This is a genomic window from Nonomuraea insulae (assembly GCF_042656245.1).
In genome coordinates this window covers 93,182-112,630 of record NZ_JBHSPA010000015.1, presented here as the reverse complement: position 1 = coordinate 112,630, position 19,449 = coordinate 93,182, and the positions used below count along the sequence as shown (strand labels likewise).

Genomic DNA, 19,449 nt, shown 5'->3' with positions numbered 1-19,449 from the left:
CCTGTCCAGGGCAGGACTCGGGCCGTGGGGCATCGGGGGGTGTCATGGATTTCGCGTGGCCGCTGCTGCGGCAGCTGACTGGCGGCGACCGTACGGGGCGGGGATCGGCGGCGAAGTCGGCCGGGACGAAGGCGTTGCGGGCCCGCACGGCCACGGCGGACCGGGTGGTGAAGTCGGTCTGCCCGTACTGCGCGGTGGGCTGCGGCCAGAACGTCTACGTACGGCAGGAGAAGGTCGTCCAGATCGAGGGCGACCCCGACTCCCCCATCAGCCGCGGCCGGCTGTGCCCGAAGGGCGCGGCCAGCCTCCAGCTCACCACCGACTCCGGCCGCAAGCACACCGCGCTCTACCGGCCGCCGGGCGCGGCGGACTGGCAGAAGATCGACCTGGCCACGGCCATGGACATGATCGCCGACCGGATCATCGCGACCCGCCGCGAGACGTGGGAGTGGGAGCGTGACGGCCGGCGCACCGCCAGGACCATGGGCATCGCCAGCCTGGGCGGGGCGACGCTGGACAACGAGGAGAACTACCTCATCAAGAAGCTGCTGACGGCGCTGGGCGTGGTGCAGATCGAGAACCAGGCCCGTGTCTGCCACAGCTCGACCGTGGTGGGGCTGGGCACGTCGTTCGGGCGCGGCGGGGCCACCACGTTCATGCAGGACCTCCAGCACTCCGACTGCGTGGTCATCGAGGGCTCGAACTTCGCCGAGGCCCATCCGGTGGGCTTCCAGTGGGTGATGGAGGCCAAGGCGCGCGGCGCGGTGATCATTCACGTGGATCCGCGCTTCACGCGCACGAGTGCGCTGGCCGACCTGCACGTCCCGATCCGCGCCGGCTCCGACGTGGCCTTCGTCGGCGCGATCATCAACCACGTGCTGGCGAACGAGCTCTACTTCCATGAATACGTCCTCAACTACACCAACGCCGCCACCATCCTGCGCGAGGACTTCCGCGACGCCGAGGACCTGGACGGCGTCTTCTCCGGCTTCGACCCGGACAACCGCAGGTACGACCCGGAGTCCTGGCAGTACGAGGGCATGACGGTGGTGCCGGCCTCCGGCGAGCGGGACGAGGTCTACGAGCGCCAGGAGGGCAGGACGCCGCCGGGCCGCGGCGAGGTGCGGGGCAGCACCGGCATGCCGATGGACGGGTGCCCCGAGCGCGACGAGACGATGCGGCACCCGCGCTGCGTCCTGCAGGTGCTGCGCCGCCACTACGCCCGCTACACGCCGGAGATGGTCGAGCGGGTGTGCGGGGTGCCGCGGCACCTGTTCGAGGAGGTCTGCCGCCACCTGACGGAGAACTCCGGCCCCGACAGGACCAGCGAGTTCGTCTACGCGGTGGGCTGGACGCAGCACAGCGACGGTTCCCAGTTCATCCGGGCGGCGAGCATCCTGCAGTTGCTGCTGGGCAACATCGGCCGCCCCGGCGGCGGCATCCAGGCGCTGCGCGGGCACGCCAGCATTCAGGGCTCCAGCGACATTCCGACGCTGTTCAACCTGCTGCCCGGCTACATCCCGATGCCGCACGCGCACGAGAACGAGCGGCTGCGCGCCTTCCTGATGGACGACGCGCCGCACAAGGGCTGCTGGGCGAACATGCCCGCCTACCTGATCAGCCTGCTCAAGGCGTGGTGGGGGGACTCGGCGCAACAGGACAACGACTACCGGTTCGGCTGGCTGCCCCGGCTGACCGGCTCGCACAGCACGTACGACACCGTGCTGGCGCAGCTCGACGGCAGCTGCAAGGGCTACCTGCTGCTCGGCGAGAACCCGGCGGTGGGCTCGGCCAACGCCAAGATGCAGCGCCTGGGCATGTCGAAGCTGGACTGGCTGGTGGTGCGCGACCTCAACATGATCGAGAGCGCCACCTGGTGGAAGGACGGCCCGGAGATCGAGACGGGCGAACTGAGCACGGCCGACATCGGCACCGAGGTCTTCTTCCTGCCCGCCGCCTGCCACACCGAGAAGAACGGCAGCTTCACCAACACCAACCGGCTGCTCCAGTGGCACCACCAGGCCGTCGAGCCGGAGGGCGACGCCCGCAGCGACCTGTGGTTCATGTACCACCTCGGCCGCCTCATCCGCGAGAAGCTGGCCGGGTCGCAGGATCCGATGGACGCGCCCGTGCTCGGCCTCACCTGGGACTACCCGGTGACCGGCGAGACGGCCGAGCCGTCGGCGGAGGCGGTGCTGGCCGAGATCAACGGCCATGACGCGGAGGGCCGGCCGCTGCCCGGCTACCACGCGCTCAAGGCCGACGGCTCCACCACCTGCGGCTGCTGGATCTACAGCGGCGTGTACGCCGGCGGCGTCAACCAGGCCGCCCGCCGCAGACCGGGCTCCGAGCAGGACTGGATCGCCGCCGAATGGGCCTGGGCGTGGCCGGCGAACCGGCGCATCCTGTACAACCGGGCCTCGGCCAGGCCCGACGGCAGCCCGTGGAGCGAACGCAAGCGCCTGGTCTGGTGGGATCCCGGCTCGGCCCGGTGGACCGGCCACGACGTGCCCGACTTCGAGGCGGACAAGAGCCCCTCCTACCGGCCCTCGCCGGACGCGCAGGGCGTGGCGGCGTTGTCGGGGATCGACCCGTTCATCATGCAGGCCGACGGCAAGGGCTGGTTGTTCGCGCCCGCGGGGGTGGTGGACGGGCCGCTGCCCACGCACTACGAACCGCAGGACTCGCCGGTGGCCAACCCGCTCTACGGGCACCAGCGCAACCCGGTGCGCAAGGTCTATCCGCACGAGAACAACCGCTACCAGCCGAGCGGGGACGAGCCGGGGGCCTCGGTCTATCCGTACGTGGTGACGACGTACCGGCTGACCGAGCACTTCACCGCGGGCGGGATGAGCCGGTTCACCCCTTACCTGGCCGAGTTGCAGCCGGAGATGTTCTGCGAGGTGTCGCCCTCACTGGCGGCCGAGCGCGGCCTCATCCACGGCGACTGGGCCACGATCATCACCGCGCGCAACGCCATCGAGGCCCGGGTGCTGGTGACCGACCGGATCCCGCCGCTGCACCTGGACGGGCGGGTGCTGCACCAGATCGGGCTGCCGTTCCACTACGGCCCGAACGGGCTGGCCAAGGGCGACGCGGCCAACGAGCTGTCGGCGATCTCGCTCGACCCCAACTCGCACATCCAGGAGGTCAAGGCCCTGTCGGCCGACATCAGGCCGGGGCGGCGACCGCGCGGACCGGCGCTGCCCGAGCTGGTCAGGTCCTATCAGCGGCGCGCCGGGGTGGGCGCCGACACCGGAATGGAGGCGTGATGGCCTTCGACCTGGACGAGCGGCTCGACGAGGGCCGCCGGGTGGGCTTCTTCACCGACACCAGCATCTGCATCGGGTGCAAGGCGTGCGAGGTGGCCTGCAAGGAGTGGAACAACGTGCCCGAGGACGGGCTCGACTTCACCGGCATGTCCTACGACAACACCGTCGGGCTGAGCGCCAACACCTGGCGGCACGTGGCGTTCGTCGAGCAGCGGCGGCCCCACGGGCACCAGGAGCCCGGGGTCGGCGAGATGGACTTCCGCTGGCTGATGGCCTCGGATGTGTGCAAGCACTGCACGCACGCGGCCTGCCTGGACGTGTGCCCGACGGGGTCGTTGTTCCGCACCGAGTTCGGCACGGTGGTGGTGCAGCAGGACATCTGCAACGGCTGCGGCTACTGCGTGCCTGCCTGCCCGTTCGGCGTGATCGGCAAGCGCGAGAGCAGCGGCACCGCGGCCAAGTGCACGATGTGCTACGACCGCCTGGGCGCCGGTGAGGAGCCGGCCTGCGCCAAGACGTGCCCGACGGACTCCATCCAGTTCGGCGACCTGGATGAGTTGCGCGAGCGGGCCGAGCGGCGGTTGGAGCAGGCGAAGGAGGCCGGGATGGCCTCCGCCCGCCTCTACGGTCACGACCCCGGCGACGGGGTGGGCGGCACGGGGGCGTTCTTCCTGCTGCTGGACGAGCCCGAGGTCTATGGCCTGCCGCCCGATCCGGTGGTGACCACCAGGGATCTGCCGTCGATGTGGCGGCATGTGGGGGTGGCGGCCGTGGCCCTGCTGGCGGGGGTCGCGGCGACGGCATGGCGACGCACGCCGGTGAGATGGAGAAAGTCCTCGTGAGTCAGACCGATGTGCGGATGGACGGGGCGCCGGAGCTGCGCGGCGAGCGCGAGGCGACGCCGGGCTCGGCGGGGCGCAGGCGCGAGCGGCTGATGGTGCCGAAGGCGGACTTCGACTCCTACTACGGGCGGCCGGTGCTGAACGAGCCGACGTGGAGCGCCCGCGACATCGCCGGTTACCTGTTCCTGGGCGGCCTGGCGGGCGCGTCGTCCACGCTGGCCGCCGCCGCCGAGCTCACCGGCAGGCCCCGTCTGGCCAGGGCGAGCAAAGTCGGCGCGCTGGGCGCACTGGGCGGGTCGTTCTACTGCCTGATCCACGACCTGGGGCGCCCCGAGCGTTTCCTCAACATGTTGCGGGTGTTCAAGGTGACCTCGCCCATGAGCGTCGGCACGTGGATCCTGAGCGCTTACGCGCCGCAGGCCGGGTGCGCGGCGGGCGCCGACGTCGCCGGGCTGTTTCCCGGCCTGGGGAGGGCCGCCACCGTGGGAGCGGGGATCACGGGGCCCGCGGTGGCCACGTACACGGCGGCGTTGATCTGCGACACCGCCGTGCCGGCCTGGCACGAGGGGTTTCGTGAGATGCCGTTCCTGTTCGCCGGGTCGGCCGCGTCGGCGGCGGGCGGGCTGGGCATGCTGGCCGCGCCGGTGTCGGAGGCGGGCCCGGCCCGCCGGGCGGCGCTGCTCGGGGCGGCCGTGGAGTGTGTGGCCGCCACCCGGATGGAGCGGCGGCTCGGGCCGCTGGCCGAGCCGCTCAAGCGCAGCGGGTTGTTGCGGCTGGGCGAGGCGCTGGCCCTGGCCGGGGCGGTGACCGGGGTGACCCTGGGCCGGCGCAGCAGGATCGCGGCCATGGCGGCGGGCGCGGCACTGCTGGCGGGGTCGGCGTGCACCAGGTTCGGGATCTTCAAGGCCGGGATGGAGTCGGCGAACGATCCCAGGTACACCGTGCAGCCGCAGCGCAGGCGGCTGGCGAAGACGAGAGCGGAGCGTGACCTCACATGAATCGAAAAGTCGTTGAATATCTGCCGTTCCTGGGCATCGTGCTGTTCATCTGCACGGCATCCTGGCTGGCTGGGCGGACCTCACCTGGACGGAGTGGCGTACGCCGGTGAGCCTCCGGGCCGTACGATCAACAGATGACCGAAAAGACCGAAACGACGCCCTCTTGGCTCGCACCGGAAGAACTCGAGTCGGTGCGGGGCCGGATGCCGATCCTCTACATCGACGCCGTGCCGGTGCGTGTCGATGACACCGGCGTGGTCACCCATGTCGGCCTGCTGCTGCGCATCCAGTCGGACGGCACGGTCAGCCGGGCGCTGGTCTCGGGACGGGTCCTGCACCACGAGCGGATCCGCGACGCGCTCATGCGCCACCTGGAGAAGGACCTCGGCGCTGTGGCGCTGCCCCGCATCCCCATCTCGCCGCAGCCCTTCACCGTCGCCGAATACTTCCCCACGCCCGGTGTCACGCCCTACCACGACCCGCGCCAGCATGCCGTCTCCCTGGCCTACATCGTGCCGGTCGCCGGTGACTGCCGGCCCCGGCAGGACGCGCTCGACCTGGTGTGGTTCACGCCGGAGGAGGCGGCCTCGCCGATGGTGCAGGACGAGATGGCCGGCGGGCAGGGCGTTCTGCTCAAGCAGGCTCTCGCCCACGTCGGCCGCCTGACGTAGCGGGCCCGCGCCCGGAGAGCGGAGGGAGGGGTTCGGGACAGGGGGGCTACGGGCGATCGGCGCCGGCGCGGACCCATTCGTAGAGCGGGTCGCCCGGGCACGAGGTGTCGTAGCCGTCCCTGTGCCCCTTGATCTCGCGGCCCGCGTCCCCGTGCTCGCGGAGGTATTCGATGGCGTCGACCAGGGCGTTGAGCATGTCGTCGTTGGGCTCGGTCAGCCCCGAGCTGCCGATCAGGGCGAGGATCGCGTAGTGGCCGGAGTTGAGGCCCGCGCCGTTGGCGGCCGGGAGGGCGTGGGGGCCGCGGCCCATGAACGTGCTCCGATGGGGGCAGCACACCATGCTGTAGCCCAGGTCGATGTACCTCTCGCCGCGGCCCCCTGACATGTGCATGCGCTGGATGTCCTGGACCAGGTCGACGCAGCGGTCATGGTTGCCTGACTCGGCGAGGTCGGCGGGCACCTCTCCGCCCGTGTAGTGGATCTTGACTCCTCGCGTCGAGGACAGGCGGGTGTAGTCGGCGGTCGGCTTCTTCGCCCGCCACTCCGCCCGGGTGATCAGATTCATGTGTTCCTCTCCTCGTAGGGATCTCCTGACTACCAGAGTGTCAACTTTCTGTAGTGATGTCATCACGATTTGTTACTAGAGTGACATGCCGTTCGGGTTACGGTTCCCTGCGAGCTGCCGGCAGCGGTCAGACCGCGCTGTCCGCGCCGGTGTGCACCCGGCGGAAGGTCTGCTTCCTGCCGCTCGCGCCGAAGTCCGCCCGTGCCGTGATCTTGCCGGACGACGGCGCCGAGAAGCCGACCGAGATGGACATCCCCGGCTCCACACGCGGCACCGTCCGCGCCCGGACCCTGCGCCGCCCGTCGAGGCCGAGCCGGACGTCCTTCCAGGGCACGGCGGAGCCGTTGTACAGGGTCACCACGACCTGGTCCGCGGTCAGCTCGGTCCGCAGGCCGTACGGGGTGCGCGGGTCCTCCCCGATCAGCTCGTCGAGCTGTTCCAGCAGTTCCGTGGCCAGCTCGGGGCGGGCGGCGGCCAGGTCGTGGCGCTCGTAGGGATCCTCGCCCAGGTCGTACAGCTCGACGCGGCCCGTCGGCCCGGCCCCGGAGATGTGCGGGTCGAACCGGACGACCTTCCACCGGCCGCGCCGCATGGCCTGGGCCTTGCGCGGCCGGTTCCACACCAGGCGCTCGTGCTTCCTGGCCTCGCCGCCGGTGAGCAGGCCGCGGAAGGACAGGCCGTCCACCTGGGCGGGCAGCGGCACCTCCGCCAGGTCGCCCAGGGTCGGCAGCACGTCCCAGAAGGCCACCGGCTGCCGTTCGACGCGCGGACTCAGGGCGGGTGACCAGGCGATCAGGGGGACGCGGATGCCGCCCTCGTACACGTCGCGTTTGTCGCCGCGGTAGGGGCCGTTGGAGTTGAACAGCTCGGGCGTCACGCCCTTCTCGCTGTGCGGGCCGTTGTCGCTGGTGAACAGCACGAGCGTGCGCTCGGCCACCCCCGCGTCGCGCAGCGCCCTGATCAGCGAGGCGACGTCGGTGTCGAGGCGGGTCACCTGCGCGGCGTGGCGGCGGTTGGCCGCGCTCCAGGGCTTGTTCTCGTACGGGCCCGCGTCGCCGGGGATCACGCTCGGCGCGTGCGGGAGGTTGGTGGCGAAGTAGAGCAGGAACGGCTTGTCGCTGTCCTGGTTGATGAACTTCACGGCGCGTTCGCGGAACATGTGCGGCGCGTACGACGTGCCGTCGAAGTGCACCTTCTCCCCGTTGTGCCACAGGTATTTCGGGAAGTACTGGTGGGCGTGGGCGTGCCCGATGTAGCCGAAGAACTCCTCGAAGCCGCGTACGTTCGGGTGCGAGGCCTGGTTCGCCTTCTCGGGGCCGAAGCCCCACTTGCCGATGCACGCCGTCCGGTAGCCGGACAGCCGCAGCAGCTCGGCGAAGGTGAGGTCGGCGTCGTTGAGCGAGTGCTGCTCCCCGCCTTCCGGGTTCTCCCGCACGGTGCCGTGACCGGCGTGCATCCCGGTGAGCAGGGCGCAGCGCGATGGCGCGCAGAGCGGCGCCCCCGAGTACGCGGTCTTGAACTGCACGCCCTCGGCCGCCAGCCGGTCCAGGTTCGGGGTGCGTATCGTGCGTTGCCCGTTGCTGCCGATCTCACCCCACCCGAGGTCGTCGGCCAGGATGAGCAGGATGTTCGGCCGCGCGGGCAGCTTGCCGCGGGCAGTGGCCTCGGCGGCCGCGGACGTTGCCGCGGGCATGGCGAGGCCGGCGAGAGTACCGGCGAATAAGGCTCGGCGGGAGGGCCCGTTGATCACGAAGGGCAACATATCGGAGCACCGGGCGAACAGCGGGCAAATCGCATGCGAACTCTGTCACAGCCCGGCAACCACCGCGTCACGAGAGATAGTCCCACGTGCGGCAGATGTCGTGCAGCTCAGCCGGGATCTCCTCCGCCGGGGGCAGGGGCCGGCCGGCCACGACGGTGCCGCTGCGGATCTTGTCCCGCCAGTCGCCGATGCCCTTGACGAAGCCGCCGTGGTCCTGCCTGCCGTAGTCCAGCATGGCGGGCTCGAACTCGACGCCCAGGAACAGGCAGAGCTTGCGCAGCTCGGCCTCGGGGTCGGCGACCAGCTCCTCGTAGCGCAGGGTCAGGCCCTCCAGGTGGGTGCGCGCCTCCTCCAGGTAGGTCATGTAGCTGAGCGTGCGCGGCACAGCCTCCTCCATGGGCCGCTTGCCCGGGTCGGCCTCGTGCCAGGACTGCACGATCGACATGGGGTGGCGCAGCAGGAAGACGAAGCGCGCGTCGGGCCAGCAGGTCGCGACGCGCCGCCAGGCGAAGACGTTGCTGGGCGTCTTCTCGGCCAGGATCGGCTTGCCGCTGCGGGTCAGCTCGCGGTGCAGCAGCCGGTCCCAGACGAGGTGCTCGATGTCGCTGTGGGTGTGCCCGAGCAACTCCATGGCCTGGCGTACGGGGTCGGTGCCCAGGCCGACGGTCATCCGCCTGAAGTGGGTCTCGATGGGCGAGTGGATCTTGGAGTGGCTGTTGAGCATGACGCGCAGCAACGTGGAGCCCGACCGTACGGACGACAGCAGGAAGACAGGCTCGCGCAGCAGCCGGTCGTGCACCGGATCGACGGGCGGCCGCACCGTGTCACCGGGCAGCCGCTGCAGCTCCAGCGGAACCTTCGGCGGTGGCGGCGGTTTCGGCGGCTCCTTGCCCAGTCGCCGCGTCAGCGTGTATCCCGTCAGGCCCTCAAGAGTCGCGTTGGCCCTGTACCTCCAGCTCATGGCCCTACAAGGTAGGGGTGGCCAGTGAACCCGAGGTGAATCCAGGCTGTGAAGATGTCACCTAGATTCGCTTGACGACACGATCGTGCACGACCGCGTAGGTGTTGCGCAGCGCCTGCATCGACTCGTCGTAGGAGGCCTGCGCGACCCCCGTGAACAGGCAGTCCACCACCATGAGCTGGGCGATGCGGCTGCCCAGCGCGCCGGAGCGGAACTTGGTCTCCCGCGCGGCCGTGGTGAGCGTCACGTCGGCGGAGCGGGCCAGCGGCGAGTCGTGGAAGTTCGTGATCGCGACCGTCGCGGCCCCCGACTTACGGGCGATGGACAGGAACTCGACGGTGTCCACGGTGGCCCCGGTGTGCGAGACGGCCACCGCCACGCAGCCGGAGCTGAGCGTGGCGGCCGAGGTCCAGGCCGAGTGCGCGTCGTGCCAATTGATCGCGGTACGCCCGATGCGCGACAACTTCTGCTGCAGGTCGAGCCCCACGAGCGCGCTGGCCCCCACGCCGAAGCTGTCGATCCTGCGGGCGGCCAGCAGCAGCGCCACCGCCTCGGCCAGCGCCTCCATGTCCAGCGAGCGGGCCGTGTCGGCGATGGAGAGCGTCTCGTTCATCGCGACCTTGGAGACGATACCCTCCAGGCTGTCGTCCCTGTCGATGTCGCCGGACACCTCGGGCAGGTTTGACCTGGCCAGCTCCTCCCTGGCGACCGCCCTGGTCAGGTCGATTCTGAAGTCCTTGTAGTGGGCGTACCCCATGCGCTGGTAGAAGCGCACCACGGAGGTCGTCGAGGTCTCGCAGCGGGCGGCCAGCTCCGCGATCGACAGGTTCGCCGCCGCGGCCGGATCGCCGGTGAACATCTCGGCGATGCGCCGCTCCGACGGACGCAGAGCGGGCATGGCCGCGCGGATGCGGATCAGCAGCGTCTCGGCGTCCTCGCCCATCGTCCCCCCATGAAGGAAAATAAATACCCCAATGGTAGGGTCTGCGTAATTTTATGACCCACTGCCCTGAGGAGACCACATGCCGCGTGGCGCCTTCTGCGCGGTCGGCATCGCCGCCGCGATGTCCATCGCTCTGACCGGTTGCTCATCCTCCTCCGGGCCGGCCACGAGCACCAGTGCCGGCGGCGCTGCCGGCGGCACCCTCGTGGTCGGTGTGACCTCCGATCCGGACACGCTCTTCCCCTGGAAGGCCACCCAGTTCCAGGCCGTCAACGTGCTGCAGAACCTGTACGGCACGCTCACGGAGTTCGACAAGGACCTCACCGTGGTCCCCGGCCTGGCCGAGTCCTGGGAGAGCGCCAAGGACGGCAAGACGCTGACGCTCAAGCTCCGGCAGGGCGTGACGTTCGCCGACGGGAGCGCGTTCGACTCCAAGGACGTCAAGTACTCGCTGGACCAGATCATGGACGAGAAGACCGCGGCCGTGGCCAGGGCGTCGTTGTCGTCGGTGAAGTCCGTCGAGGCGCCGGACGCGAGCACGGTGACGCTGGAGCTGACCGGCCCCGACGCCGCGCTGCCCGCGAACCTCGCCACCGTCAACATGGCGATGCTCTCCTCCGGCGACACCGAGGAGAAGCTCAACGCCACCCCCAACGGCACGGGACCGTTCACGATGGGCAAGCGGGTGCCCAGCCAGTCGATCACGCTGACCAGGAACGAGAAGTACTGGGGCGCGGAGAAGGCGAAGGCGGCCTCGATCGAGTTCCGGGTGATCCCCGACGAGTCGTCCATCGTGTCGGCCATGCAGTCGGGCAACGTGCAACTCGCGGTGTTCAACGACCCGCTCGTGGCGCAGACCGCCGGGGCCGGCGGCACGATCACCGTGGCCAAGACGCCGCAGCTCAACTACCACGCGCTTCAGCTCAACGCGCAGCACGGCGACCTCAAGGACGTCAACGTGCGCCTGGCGGTCCAGTGCGCGATCGACCGCAAGCAGGTGCTCGACACCGCCGCGCTCGGCGAGGGCGAGGTGACGGGCCCGATGACCGCCCCGGCGTTCAAGTCGGACCCGAACAAGCGCCCCTGCCCGACCCGCGACCTCGCCAAGGCGGCCGACTACCTGAACAAGGCGGGCAAGTCCGGCGGCTTGACGATCAAGACGATCGTGTCCCAGGGCGAGTACGCCACCTCGGTCAACGAGGCCCAGAACCTCAAGGCCCAGCTCGCCGAGGCCAAGATCAACCTGGACCTGGAGGTGCTGGAGTCGGGCGCGTTCGTGGACCGCTGGGTGGCCGCCGACTTCGACGCGGCGGTCGCGCTCAACGGCGGGCGGCCCGACCCCGACGGCTCCTACGGCCGCTACTTCACCAGCAAGGGCAACCTGAACAAGGTCGCCGGCTACAGCTCCCCCGCGCTGGACGAGCTGTTCGCGCAGGGCAAGGCCACCACCGACCAGGCCGAGCGCAAGGCCGTCTACGACAAGGTCGGGGCGGAGCTGGAGGACAACGCCGCCTGGATCTGGCTGTTCGCCGGCTACACCTACACCGCCACGACGGCGAACGTGCAGGGCTTCGTACCGATGGCCAGCGGGTCGCTGCAGTACCTGCGGACCACGTCCGTCGGATGAGGATCCTGCGCAATGGGATCGTGCGGCGCGTCGCGGGGACGCTGGGCACCCTGTTCGGGGTGGCCGTGTTCGTCTTCGTCATGCTCCGGGCGATCCCCGGCAACCAGATCACGGCGGGCCTCGGCACCGAGGCCGCCGCGCTCACTCCCGCCCAGCAGCAGGCTCTGGAGCGGTACTACGGCCTGGACCAGCCGCTGGTCACGCAGTTCTTCTCGTGGCTGGGCAACCTGTTCACCGGGAACTTCGGCTATTCGGCCCGCTCCCAGCAGAGCGTGCTGGAGCTGACCCTGCACTCGTTGCCGGTGACGTTCGAGCTGGCGGTGTTCTCGATCGTGCTGGCGCTGCTGATCGGGGTGCCGCTCGGCATGCTGGCCGCCTCCCGCACGAACTCCGCCAGGGACGCCGCCGGTCAGGTCGTGAGCCTGGCCGGGCTGTCGATCCCGGCGTTCCTGCTGGCCACGACGCTGTTGTCGATCTTCGCGGCGTCGTTCGGGTTCAACCCCAACGGGCAGGGCTTCGCCACGCTCCTCGACGACCCGCTGCTCAACCTGCAGCAGATGTTCCTGCCCGCGCTGGTGCTGGGCTTCGGCATCGCCGCGCCGATCCTGCGCACCACGCGCACGGCGGTGCTGGAGGTACGCTCGAACGACTTCGTGCGCACTGCCCGCGCCAAGGGCGTGCCGGAGCGGCGCCTGCAGGTCAGGCACGTGCTGGGCAACGCGCTCGTGCCGATCGTGACCATGACGGGGCTGCAGTTCGGCTACCTGCTCGGCGGGGCGGTCGTGGTGGAGCAGATCTTCTCCGTGCCGGGCATCGGGCGGCAGGTGCTGCTGGGGATCCAGCAGAAGGAGTACGCGGTCGTGCAGAGCACGGTGCTGGTGATCGCGCTGGCGTTCGTGCTGGTCAACCTGCTGACCGACCTGCTCTACCGGGTGATCGACCCGCGGGTGAGGGCGTCGTGAGGCGCAGTCCCGCCGGGGTGGCGGGCATCGTGATCCTGGTGCTGCTGGCGGTCGTGGCGCTGCTGTCGTACCTGGGGCTGCTGCCCTACGACCCGATCGCGCAGCACCCGCCGTCGCGGTTCCTGGCGCCGTCAGGGGCTCATCTGTTCGGCACCGACCAGTTCGGGCGGGACGTGTTCTCCCGGGTGGCGGCAGGGGTGGGCAACTCGGCGCTGATCGCGGTGGTCGCGGTGGCGTTCGCGACCGTGGTGGGCACGCTGGGCGGGCTGGTGTCCGGCTTCTACCGCGGCTTCGCCGACGGCGCGATCGGCGGGGTGACGAACGTGCTGTTCGCCTTCCCGCCGCTGCTGCTGGCCCTGTCGCTGGCGTCGGTGCTGGACCGGAACTGGTTCACGATCGCCGTGGCCATCGCCATCGTGTACGTCCCCATCTTCATCCGCGTCACCCGCGGGCCCGTGCTCTCGCTCAGAGAGATCGAGTACGTGAAGGCGGCCGTCTCCACCGGCCAGAGCCGCTGGCAGATCATGCTGCGTCACGTGCTGCCGAACATCACCTCGATCGTCGTCATCCAGATCGCGCTGTCCCTGTCGTGGGCCGTGCTGACCGAGGCGTCGCTGAGCTTCCTGGGCCTGGGCACCCCGCCGCCCGCCCCGTCGCTCGGCTCGATGATCTTCGAGGCGCGCAGCCTGGTGTTCGTGGCCCCGTGGACGCTGATCGCGCCCGGCGCGGTCGTCGTCCTGCTCGTGGTGGGGTTGAACCTGCTCGGCGACGGCCTGCGCGACACTCTCGACCCCCGGAACCGAGGAAAGCGGTGAACCTCTCAGAGCTGACGACGGAAATGGCCGATCCGCGCTTCGCCGGCATCGACGCGATGAGCGTGGGCGAGCTGGCCGCGACCATGAACGCGGCCGACTCCTCGGTGCCCGGCGCGGTGGCCTCGGCCCTGCCCAGCATCACCGAGGCGATCGAGGCCGCCGCCGCGCGCATGGAGGCCGGAGGACGGCTCGTCTACGTCGGGGCGGGCACGCCGGGGCGGCTCGGCGTGCTGGACGCCTCCGAGTGCCCGCCGACGTTCTCCACGCCGCCCGAGCAGGTGGGCATCGCCTCCAGCGGGCGCACGCCGTACGTGCTGGCCGCCGTGCGGCGGGCGCGCTCGCTGGGCGCGCTGACCGTCGGGTTGTCGTGCAACGCCGGCACACCGCTGAGCGAGGTGGCGGACAAACCCATCGAGGTGCTCGTCGCGCCCGAGGTGATCAGCGGCGCGAACGGATTCAACGTCAAACAGGCGGTCGTGGCCTCGCGCTTCGACCTGTCACCGCAGGACGCGGCGGACCGGCTGGCCCGGGCCGGCGGGCAGCTGCGGGCGGCACTCGGGGAGAGCGCATGAGAGTACTCGGGATGATCTCCGGCACCTCGCACGACGGGATCGACGTCGCCGTGGTGGACTTCGAGCTCGCCGGGAGCGTGCTCCAAGGGCGGCTCGGGCACACGGCCAGCATTCCGTACCCGCCTGAGCTGCGGGCCCGGCTGATCGCGGCGCTGCCGCCCGCGCGCACCACGCTGGCCGAGGTGTGCGAGCTGGACACGCTCATCGGGCAGAGTTTCGCCGACGCCGCCGCCTCGGCGATCGCGGCGGGCGGGCCCGTCGATCTGATCGTCTCGCACGGGCAGACCGTCTACCACTGGGTACGGGACGCGCACGCGCTCGGCACCCTGCAGATCGGGCAGCCCGCGTGGATCGCCGAGCGCACGGGGGCGCCGGTGTTGTCGGACGTGCGGATCAGGGACATCACGGCGGGCGGGCACGGGGCGCCGCTGGTGTCGGTGCTGGACGGGCTGCTGCTCGGGGGGCACGAGGGCGGGGCAGGGGCGCTCAACCTGGGCGGGATCTCGAACATGACCGTGGTGGGTGAAGGGTCGTTGTACGCCTACGACATCGGGCCCGCGAACGCGCTGATCGACGCCGTGGTGACGAGCCGGGGGCTCGGCGCGCGCGGGTTCGACGAGGACGGGCGGATCGCGGCGTCGGGCCGGGTGGACGAGCGGCTGCTCCAGGTGCTGCTGGACGAGCCTTACTACCGGCTGGCGGCGCCGAAGAGCACCGGCAAGGAGCTGTTCCACCTGGGGTACGTGGAAGCGGCGCTGGTCAGGGCGGGCCTGCGCCTCGCCGGCGAGACCCCGGCGGCCGGCTCTGGGACGACCGGCTCTGGGACGACCGGCCCTGCGACGACCGGCCCTGCGACGACCGCCTCTGGGACGACTGGCTCGATCGGTGACGCCGACCTGGTCGCCACGTTGACGGAGCTGACCGTGCGCACGGTCGCGCACGACGTGCGGGCCGCCGGGGTGGGCGCTCTGGTCGTCTCCGGCGGCGGGTGCCGCAACCCCGTGGTCATGGACGGGCTGCGGGCGGCCCTGCCCGGCGTGGAGGTGGCGCCGTCCGACGACTACGGCGCCCCTTCCGACGACAAGGAGGCGATCGCGTTCGCGCTGATCGGCTGGCTGAGCGCGCACGGCCTCCCGGGCACGGTGCCCGGCGGGACGGGCGCCCGCGCGGCCCGCGTCCTCGGCACGCTCACCCCCGGCGCCGGGCCGCTGGTCCTGCCCGCGCCGCTTTCGGAGCCGCCCCGATCGCTGGTGCTGGTCCGATGACGGTGCGGGGAACGAGGAGAGACGCATGACCACGCCGGCGAACGACGGCGGCGAGGGTCGCCTGGACGCGCCCGGCGACGACGGCCGCGAGAACGCGCCTCCTGGGCTGATCATGGCCGCGCGCACCCCGTGGTTCGACCTCACCGAGACCACCGGGCACCGCACCGTGCGCTGGACGGACGGCGAGCGCGAGGGGGTGGCGCCCATGTCCCTGGACACCTACCATGACCTCGCCTCGGTCACGAAGGTCGTCGCCACGACCACGATGCTCATCCGGCTGGTGTCCGACCGGCTGGTGGATCTGGACGCGCCGCTGAGCGCGTACCTGCCGCGCTCGTACGAGGCGATCACCGTACGAGAGCTGCTGCTGCACCGGAGCGGCATGTGGGAGTGGTGGCCGCTGTACATCCAGCCGCAGCTCCCCCCGCCCCGCTACCGCCCCGGCCGCGCCCGCCACTACTCCGACCTCGGCTTCATCCTGCTCGGCCGGATCGTCTCGGCCGTCACCGGGCTGCGCCTGGACCGGGCGCTGGCCGAACTGGTCACCCGCCCGCTCGGCCTCACCTCGACCACCTACGCGCGCCCGGCCGGCAACGAGGTGGCCATGAGCGCCCTGGACGACCGGGTCGAGATGACCATGCTGGACAGCGGCCGGCCGTACCCGGTGCCCTACCGCAGCACCGACTTCGCCGGCTGGCGGGCCGGGCCGGTGCTCGGCGAGGTCGCCGACGGCAACGCACACCACGCCTTCGACGGCGTCTCGGGACACGCGGGCCTGTTCTCCACGGTGCCGGACCTGCTGAGGTACGGCCAGGCGATGGCCAGGTACGAGGAGTACGACCACCTGTGGCGGCCCGAGGTCGTCCAGGAGTTCTTCGCCCCCGGCCCCGACGCCGAGCAGGCGCTCGGCTTCCGCAGGTACGCGCTGGACCTGCCCGGCGGGACCGTCACCATGCTCGGTCACCCCGGCTACGTGGGCTGCGCGGTCGGCTTCGTGCCCGGCCGCGACGTCGTGCTGGCCCTGGCGAGCAACCGCCTGCTCGTCGAGGGCGCCCCGACGCCCACGGACGACCTCTGGGCCGGCCTGGTGCAGGCCACCGAGCAACGATCGAGGACGGTATGACGACCCCGCTCCTGGAGATCCGCGACCTCTCGGTCGCCTTCCGCACCCGCAAGCAGGACACCACCGTCGTCAGGAACGTCTCGATGGAGATCCTGCCCGGCCAGACCGTGGCCGTGGTGGGCGAGTCGGGGTCGGGCAAGTCGACCACGGCCGCCGCGGTCAACCGGCTGCTGCCGGACAACGGCCGCATCACCGGCGGGCAGGTGCTGTTCGACGGCCGTGACCTGGCCACGGCGAGCCGGCGCGAGATGACGGCGGTCCGCGGCGCGGGCATCGGCCTGGTCCCGCAGGACCCGATGTCGAACCTCAACCCGCTCATGCGCATCGGCGACCAGATCGCCGAGGCCCTGGAGGTGCACGGCGTCGCCGCGGGGAAGGCGGCGCGGTCGCGGGTGGTCGAGCTGCTGGACATGGTGGGCATTCCCGACCCGTCGCGGCGGGTCGGCCAGTACCCGCACGAGTTCTCCGGCGGCATGCGGCAGCGCGCGCTGATCGCCATGGGGCTGGCCTGCCGGCCGAAGCTGCTCATCGCCGACGAGCCGACCTCCGCCCTGGACGTGACCGTGCAGCGGCGCATCCTCGACCAGCTCGCGCAGCTCACCGCCGAGATGGGCACGGCCGTCTTCCTCATCACGCACGACCTGGCGCTGGCGGCGGAGCGGGCCGACGTGGTGGCCGTCATGTACCAGGGCGAGATCGTCGAAACCGGCCCGGCGGAGGCGATCCTGGCCGATCCCGGGCACGAGTACACGCGCAGGCTGCTCAAGGCCGTCCCGAGCCTGTCGTCGGTACGCCTCAGCGAGCCCCCCGGCGAGTCCGCGGACCTGGTCGTGGTGGAGGGCCTGCGGAAGGTGTTCCCGATCCGGGGCACCGGCGAAGAGCTCACCGCGGTGGACGGGGTGTCGTTCGCCGTGCCGCGCGGCCGTACCGTATCGATCGTGGGCGAGTCGGGCTCGGGCAAGTCGACGACCGCGAACCTGCTGCTCGGCCTGGACGATCTCACCTCGGGCAGCATCCGCTTCGACGGCACGGACATGACCGCGCTCGGCAGGCGGGAGCTGTTCGCCTTCCGCCGGCGGGTGCAGCCGGTCTTCCAGAACCCGTACGCCTCCCTCGACCCCCGCTACACCGTCGAGAAGTCGATCACCGAGCCGCTGCGCGTGCACCGCGTCGGCACCGCGGCCGAGCGCGCGAAGACGGCGGCCGAGCTGCTGGAGAAGGTGTCGCTGCCCGCGTCGATGGCCGAGCGGCTGCCGCACGAGCTGTCCGGCGGCCAGCGTCAGCGGGTGGCCATCGCCCGCGCCCTGGCCCTGTCGCCCGAGCTGGTCGTGCTCGACGAGGCCGTCTCCGCGCTGGACGTGCTGGTGCAGGCGCAGATCCTGGAGCTGCTGGCCGAGCTGCAGCGCGAGCTGGGGCTCAGTTACCTGTTCATCAGCCACGACCTGGCCGTGGTACGGATGATCTCCCACGCGGTGCACGTCATGCGCGGCGGGCGGATCGTGGAGAGCGGCACCGCGGAGGAGATCTTCGACCACCCCTCCGACGACTACACCCGTGAGCTGCTCGCCGCCATCCCCGGCGGGCACGGGCGACAGTAGAAACGTGAAGATCCTCCTGGTTCAGCCCCCGCACTGGTCTCCCGACGGTCACGCGAACTTCGACGCCATCGAAGAGCTCGTCCGGTCAGCCGAGGGGGACGTGCTGCTGCTGCCCGAACTGGCCGGTTCGTCCCTGCCCCGCGCCGACTACCTGGCCAGGGTGCGCGCCCTGGCCGAGGGCTCGGGGATGGCGGTCGTCGGGGGCTCCCACTACGACGGCGCGGTCAACAGGGGCGCGGTGTTCGACGCGGGGGGCGGGCTGCTGCTGGAGTACGACAAGGTGCACCCGTACGGGCTGGAGCTGCGTTCCGGCGTGCTGCCCGGCCGGCCCAGCGGCGGCTTCGAGCTGGCGGGCCGCCGCCTGCACGTCCTGCTCTGCGCCGACCTGTGGTACTCGGCGAGCCTGGCGGGGCACGAGTCCCTCGACGCGGTCCTGGTGCCCGCCTTCTCCGTCACCCGCTGGGACGGTCCCGCCCCTGCCAGGGAGTTGTGGCAGCACATGAGCGTGGCGCGGGCGTATGAGTTCATGACGTACGTGGCCGTCAGCGACTGGCACCACGAGACCACCTACCTCGGGCATCCCTGCGCCGGGGTCACGGGATTCGCCAATCCCTGCCCGGAGACGCACTCCGGCTTCTTCACCGGGCCGCCGGACGCGGCCGTGTCGGCGTACGAGCTGGACTTCGACCGGCTGGACGCCTTCCGCCACGACCGGGCGGAACGCGGCTTCAGGTAAGGCTGTCCCTACCATGCATACGGCCGTGAGCAGGGTCGATCGGCGCGGCCCCGGCTCGTAGCGTTCTCCCCATGAGAACCCTCCGGCGCCGTCTTGCCACCGACACCCGCTACACCCTGCTCGGCCTGCCGATGGCCGTGGCCCACTTCGCCATCGCCGTGGCCGGGGTGGCGGCCGGGCTCGGCAGCGCGATCGCGTTCGTCGGGCTGCTCATCCTGGCCGGCGCCGCCGCCATGGCGAGGAACCTGGCCGACTTCGAACGGGTCTCGCTGCGCGAGGTGCTCCGCCGCCCCGTCACCCGCCCGCCCTACCGCCCCGCCCCCGCGGGCGCCGGCTGGTTCCGCCGCGTGATGAACCCTCTGGTCAACGGGCAGGCCTGGCTCGACCTGCTGTACGGCATCGTCGCCTTCCCGATCTCGCTGGCCACCGCCGTCGTCACCGCCGTGTGGTGGACGGGCACGATCGCCGGCCTGACCTTTCCCCTCTACGGCTGGATCCTGGCCCGCATCCCGGAGGTCGATGGCGGCGTCCCTGCCCTGCTCGGCCTCGGTGACAGTGAACTGACCTACGTCGGCTTCAACACCCTGATCGGCGTCCTGTTCGCCCTGACCCTGGTGCCCATTGTCCGTGGCGCCGCCCTGATCAAGGCCAACCTCGCCCAGGCCATGCTCACCCGCGCCTCCTACGACCCCGAGCCGATCGCCGAGCCCCGTTGGGCTTGAGGCTGGGCCTGACGT

At 71.1% G+C, this 19,449-nt stretch carries 17 protein-coding genes; 13 read left to right on the top strand and 4 right to left on the bottom strand.

The window, feature by feature from the left end; genetic code table 11:
• Positions 1-44: 44 nt before the first annotated feature.
• From fdh to ACFPZ3_RS11795, 4 genes are all read left to right on the top strand, one after another.
• Positions 45-3,272: a formate dehydrogenase gene (fdh, locus tag ACFPZ3_RS11810; RefSeq protein ID WP_379514061.1), complete on the top strand. Its 3,228-nt coding sequence runs from the start codon at positions 45-47 to the stop codon at positions 3,270-3,272.
• Positions 3,272-4,114: a 4Fe-4S dicluster domain-containing protein gene (locus ACFPZ3_RS11805; RefSeq protein ID WP_379514060.1), complete on the top strand. Its 843-nt coding sequence runs from the start codon at positions 3,272-3,274 to the stop codon at positions 4,112-4,114. Before fdh ends, ACFPZ3_RS11805 begins: the two co-directional genes overlap by 1 nt.
• The gene (nrfD, locus tag ACFPZ3_RS11800; protein WP_379514059.1) at positions 4,111-5,112 is read left to right on the top strand and encodes an NrfD/PsrC family molybdoenzyme membrane anchor subunit; all 1,002 of its coding nucleotides are present in this window, start codon (positions 4,111-4,113) and stop codon (positions 5,110-5,112) included. Before ACFPZ3_RS11805 ends, nrfD begins: the two co-directional genes overlap by 4 nt.
• A 134-nt stretch (positions 5,113-5,246) precedes the next feature.
• Positions 5,247-5,783, top strand: coding sequence for an NUDIX hydrolase family protein (locus ACFPZ3_RS11795; RefSeq protein WP_379514058.1), 537 nt, complete (start codon positions 5,247-5,249; stop codon positions 5,781-5,783).
• Positions 5,784-5,829: 46 nt separating this feature from the next.
• Here ACFPZ3_RS11795 and ACFPZ3_RS11790 read toward each other — a convergent pair whose 3' ends face one another.
• The 4 genes from ACFPZ3_RS11790 to ACFPZ3_RS11775 form a co-directional block, all read right to left on the bottom strand.
• Positions 5,830-6,348, bottom strand: coding sequence for a peptidoglycan recognition protein family protein (locus tag ACFPZ3_RS11790; protein ID WP_379514057.1), 519 nt, complete (start codon positions 6,346-6,348; stop codon positions 5,830-5,832).
• Between the two features lie 127 nt (positions 6,349-6,475).
• Positions 6,476-8,041: an arylsulfatase gene (locus tag ACFPZ3_RS11785; RefSeq protein ID WP_379514056.1), complete on the bottom strand. Its 1,566-nt coding sequence runs from the start codon at positions 8,039-8,041 to the stop codon at positions 6,476-6,478.
• Positions 8,042-8,177: 136 nt separating this feature from the next.
• On the bottom strand, positions 8,178-9,071 hold the full coding sequence (locus ACFPZ3_RS11780) for a sulfotransferase family protein (RefSeq protein ID WP_379514055.1): 894 nt from the start codon (positions 9,069-9,071) through the stop codon (positions 8,178-8,180).
• A 61-nt stretch (positions 9,072-9,132) separates the two neighbouring features.
• A complete protein-coding gene (locus ACFPZ3_RS11775) occupies positions 9,133-10,014 on the bottom strand; it encodes a MurR/RpiR family transcriptional regulator (protein WP_379514054.1) in 882 nt (293 codons plus the stop codon).
• A 79-nt stretch (positions 10,015-10,093) separates the two neighbouring features.
• On the opposite strand from ACFPZ3_RS11775, the gene ACFPZ3_RS11770 reads away from it, so the two are divergent.
• The 9 genes from ACFPZ3_RS11770 (at position 10,094) to ACFPZ3_RS11730 (ending at position 19,434) form a co-directional block, all read left to right on the top strand.
• Positions 10,094-11,641 (top strand): ABC transporter substrate-binding protein, encoded by a 1,548-nt coding sequence (locus tag ACFPZ3_RS11770; RefSeq protein ID WP_379514053.1) that lies wholly within the window; start codon positions 10,094-10,096, stop codon positions 11,639-11,641.
• Positions 11,638-12,603 carry an ABC transporter permease gene (locus tag ACFPZ3_RS11765; protein WP_379514052.1) on the top strand — a complete coding sequence of 322 codons (966 nt, stop codon included), beginning with the start codon at positions 11,638-11,640 and terminating at the stop codon, positions 12,601-12,603. The genes ACFPZ3_RS11770 and ACFPZ3_RS11765 overlap by 4 nt, the downstream gene beginning before the upstream one ends.
• Positions 12,600-13,418, top strand: coding sequence for an ABC transporter permease (locus tag ACFPZ3_RS11760; protein WP_379514051.1), 819 nt, complete (start codon positions 12,600-12,602; stop codon positions 13,416-13,418). Before ACFPZ3_RS11765 ends, ACFPZ3_RS11760 begins: the two co-directional genes overlap by 4 nt.
• A complete protein-coding gene (locus ACFPZ3_RS11755) occupies positions 13,415-13,990 on the top strand; it encodes a hypothetical protein (RefSeq protein ID WP_379514050.1) in 576 nt (191 codons plus the stop codon). Before ACFPZ3_RS11760 ends, ACFPZ3_RS11755 begins: the two co-directional genes overlap by 4 nt.
• Complete coding sequence (locus tag ACFPZ3_RS11750; protein WP_379514049.1) at positions 13,987-15,255, top strand: anhydro-N-acetylmuramic acid kinase; 1,269 nt, start codon at positions 13,987-13,989, stop codon at positions 15,253-15,255. Before ACFPZ3_RS11755 ends, ACFPZ3_RS11750 begins: the two co-directional genes overlap by 4 nt.
• Before the next feature lie 25 nt (positions 15,256-15,280).
• Positions 15,281-16,378, top strand: a complete 1,098-nt coding sequence (locus ACFPZ3_RS11745; protein WP_379514048.1) for a serine hydrolase domain-containing protein — start codon at positions 15,281-15,283, stop codon at positions 16,376-16,378.
• Complete coding sequence (locus ACFPZ3_RS11740) at positions 16,375-17,976, top strand: ABC transporter ATP-binding protein (protein WP_379514047.1); 1,602 nt, start codon at positions 16,375-16,377, stop codon at positions 17,974-17,976. Before ACFPZ3_RS11745 ends, ACFPZ3_RS11740 begins: the two co-directional genes overlap by 4 nt.
• A 4-nt stretch (positions 17,977-17,980) precedes the next feature.
• Positions 17,981-18,712: a carbon-nitrogen hydrolase family protein gene (locus ACFPZ3_RS11735; protein ID WP_379514046.1), complete on the top strand. Its 732-nt coding sequence runs from the start codon at positions 17,981-17,983 to the stop codon at positions 18,710-18,712.
• Between the two features lie 71 nt (positions 18,713-18,783).
• Positions 18,784-19,434: a sensor domain-containing protein gene (locus ACFPZ3_RS11730; protein ID WP_379514045.1), complete on the top strand. Its 651-nt coding sequence runs from the start codon at positions 18,784-18,786 to the stop codon at positions 19,432-19,434.
• The last annotated feature ends 15 nt before the right edge of the window (positions 19,435-19,449 follow it).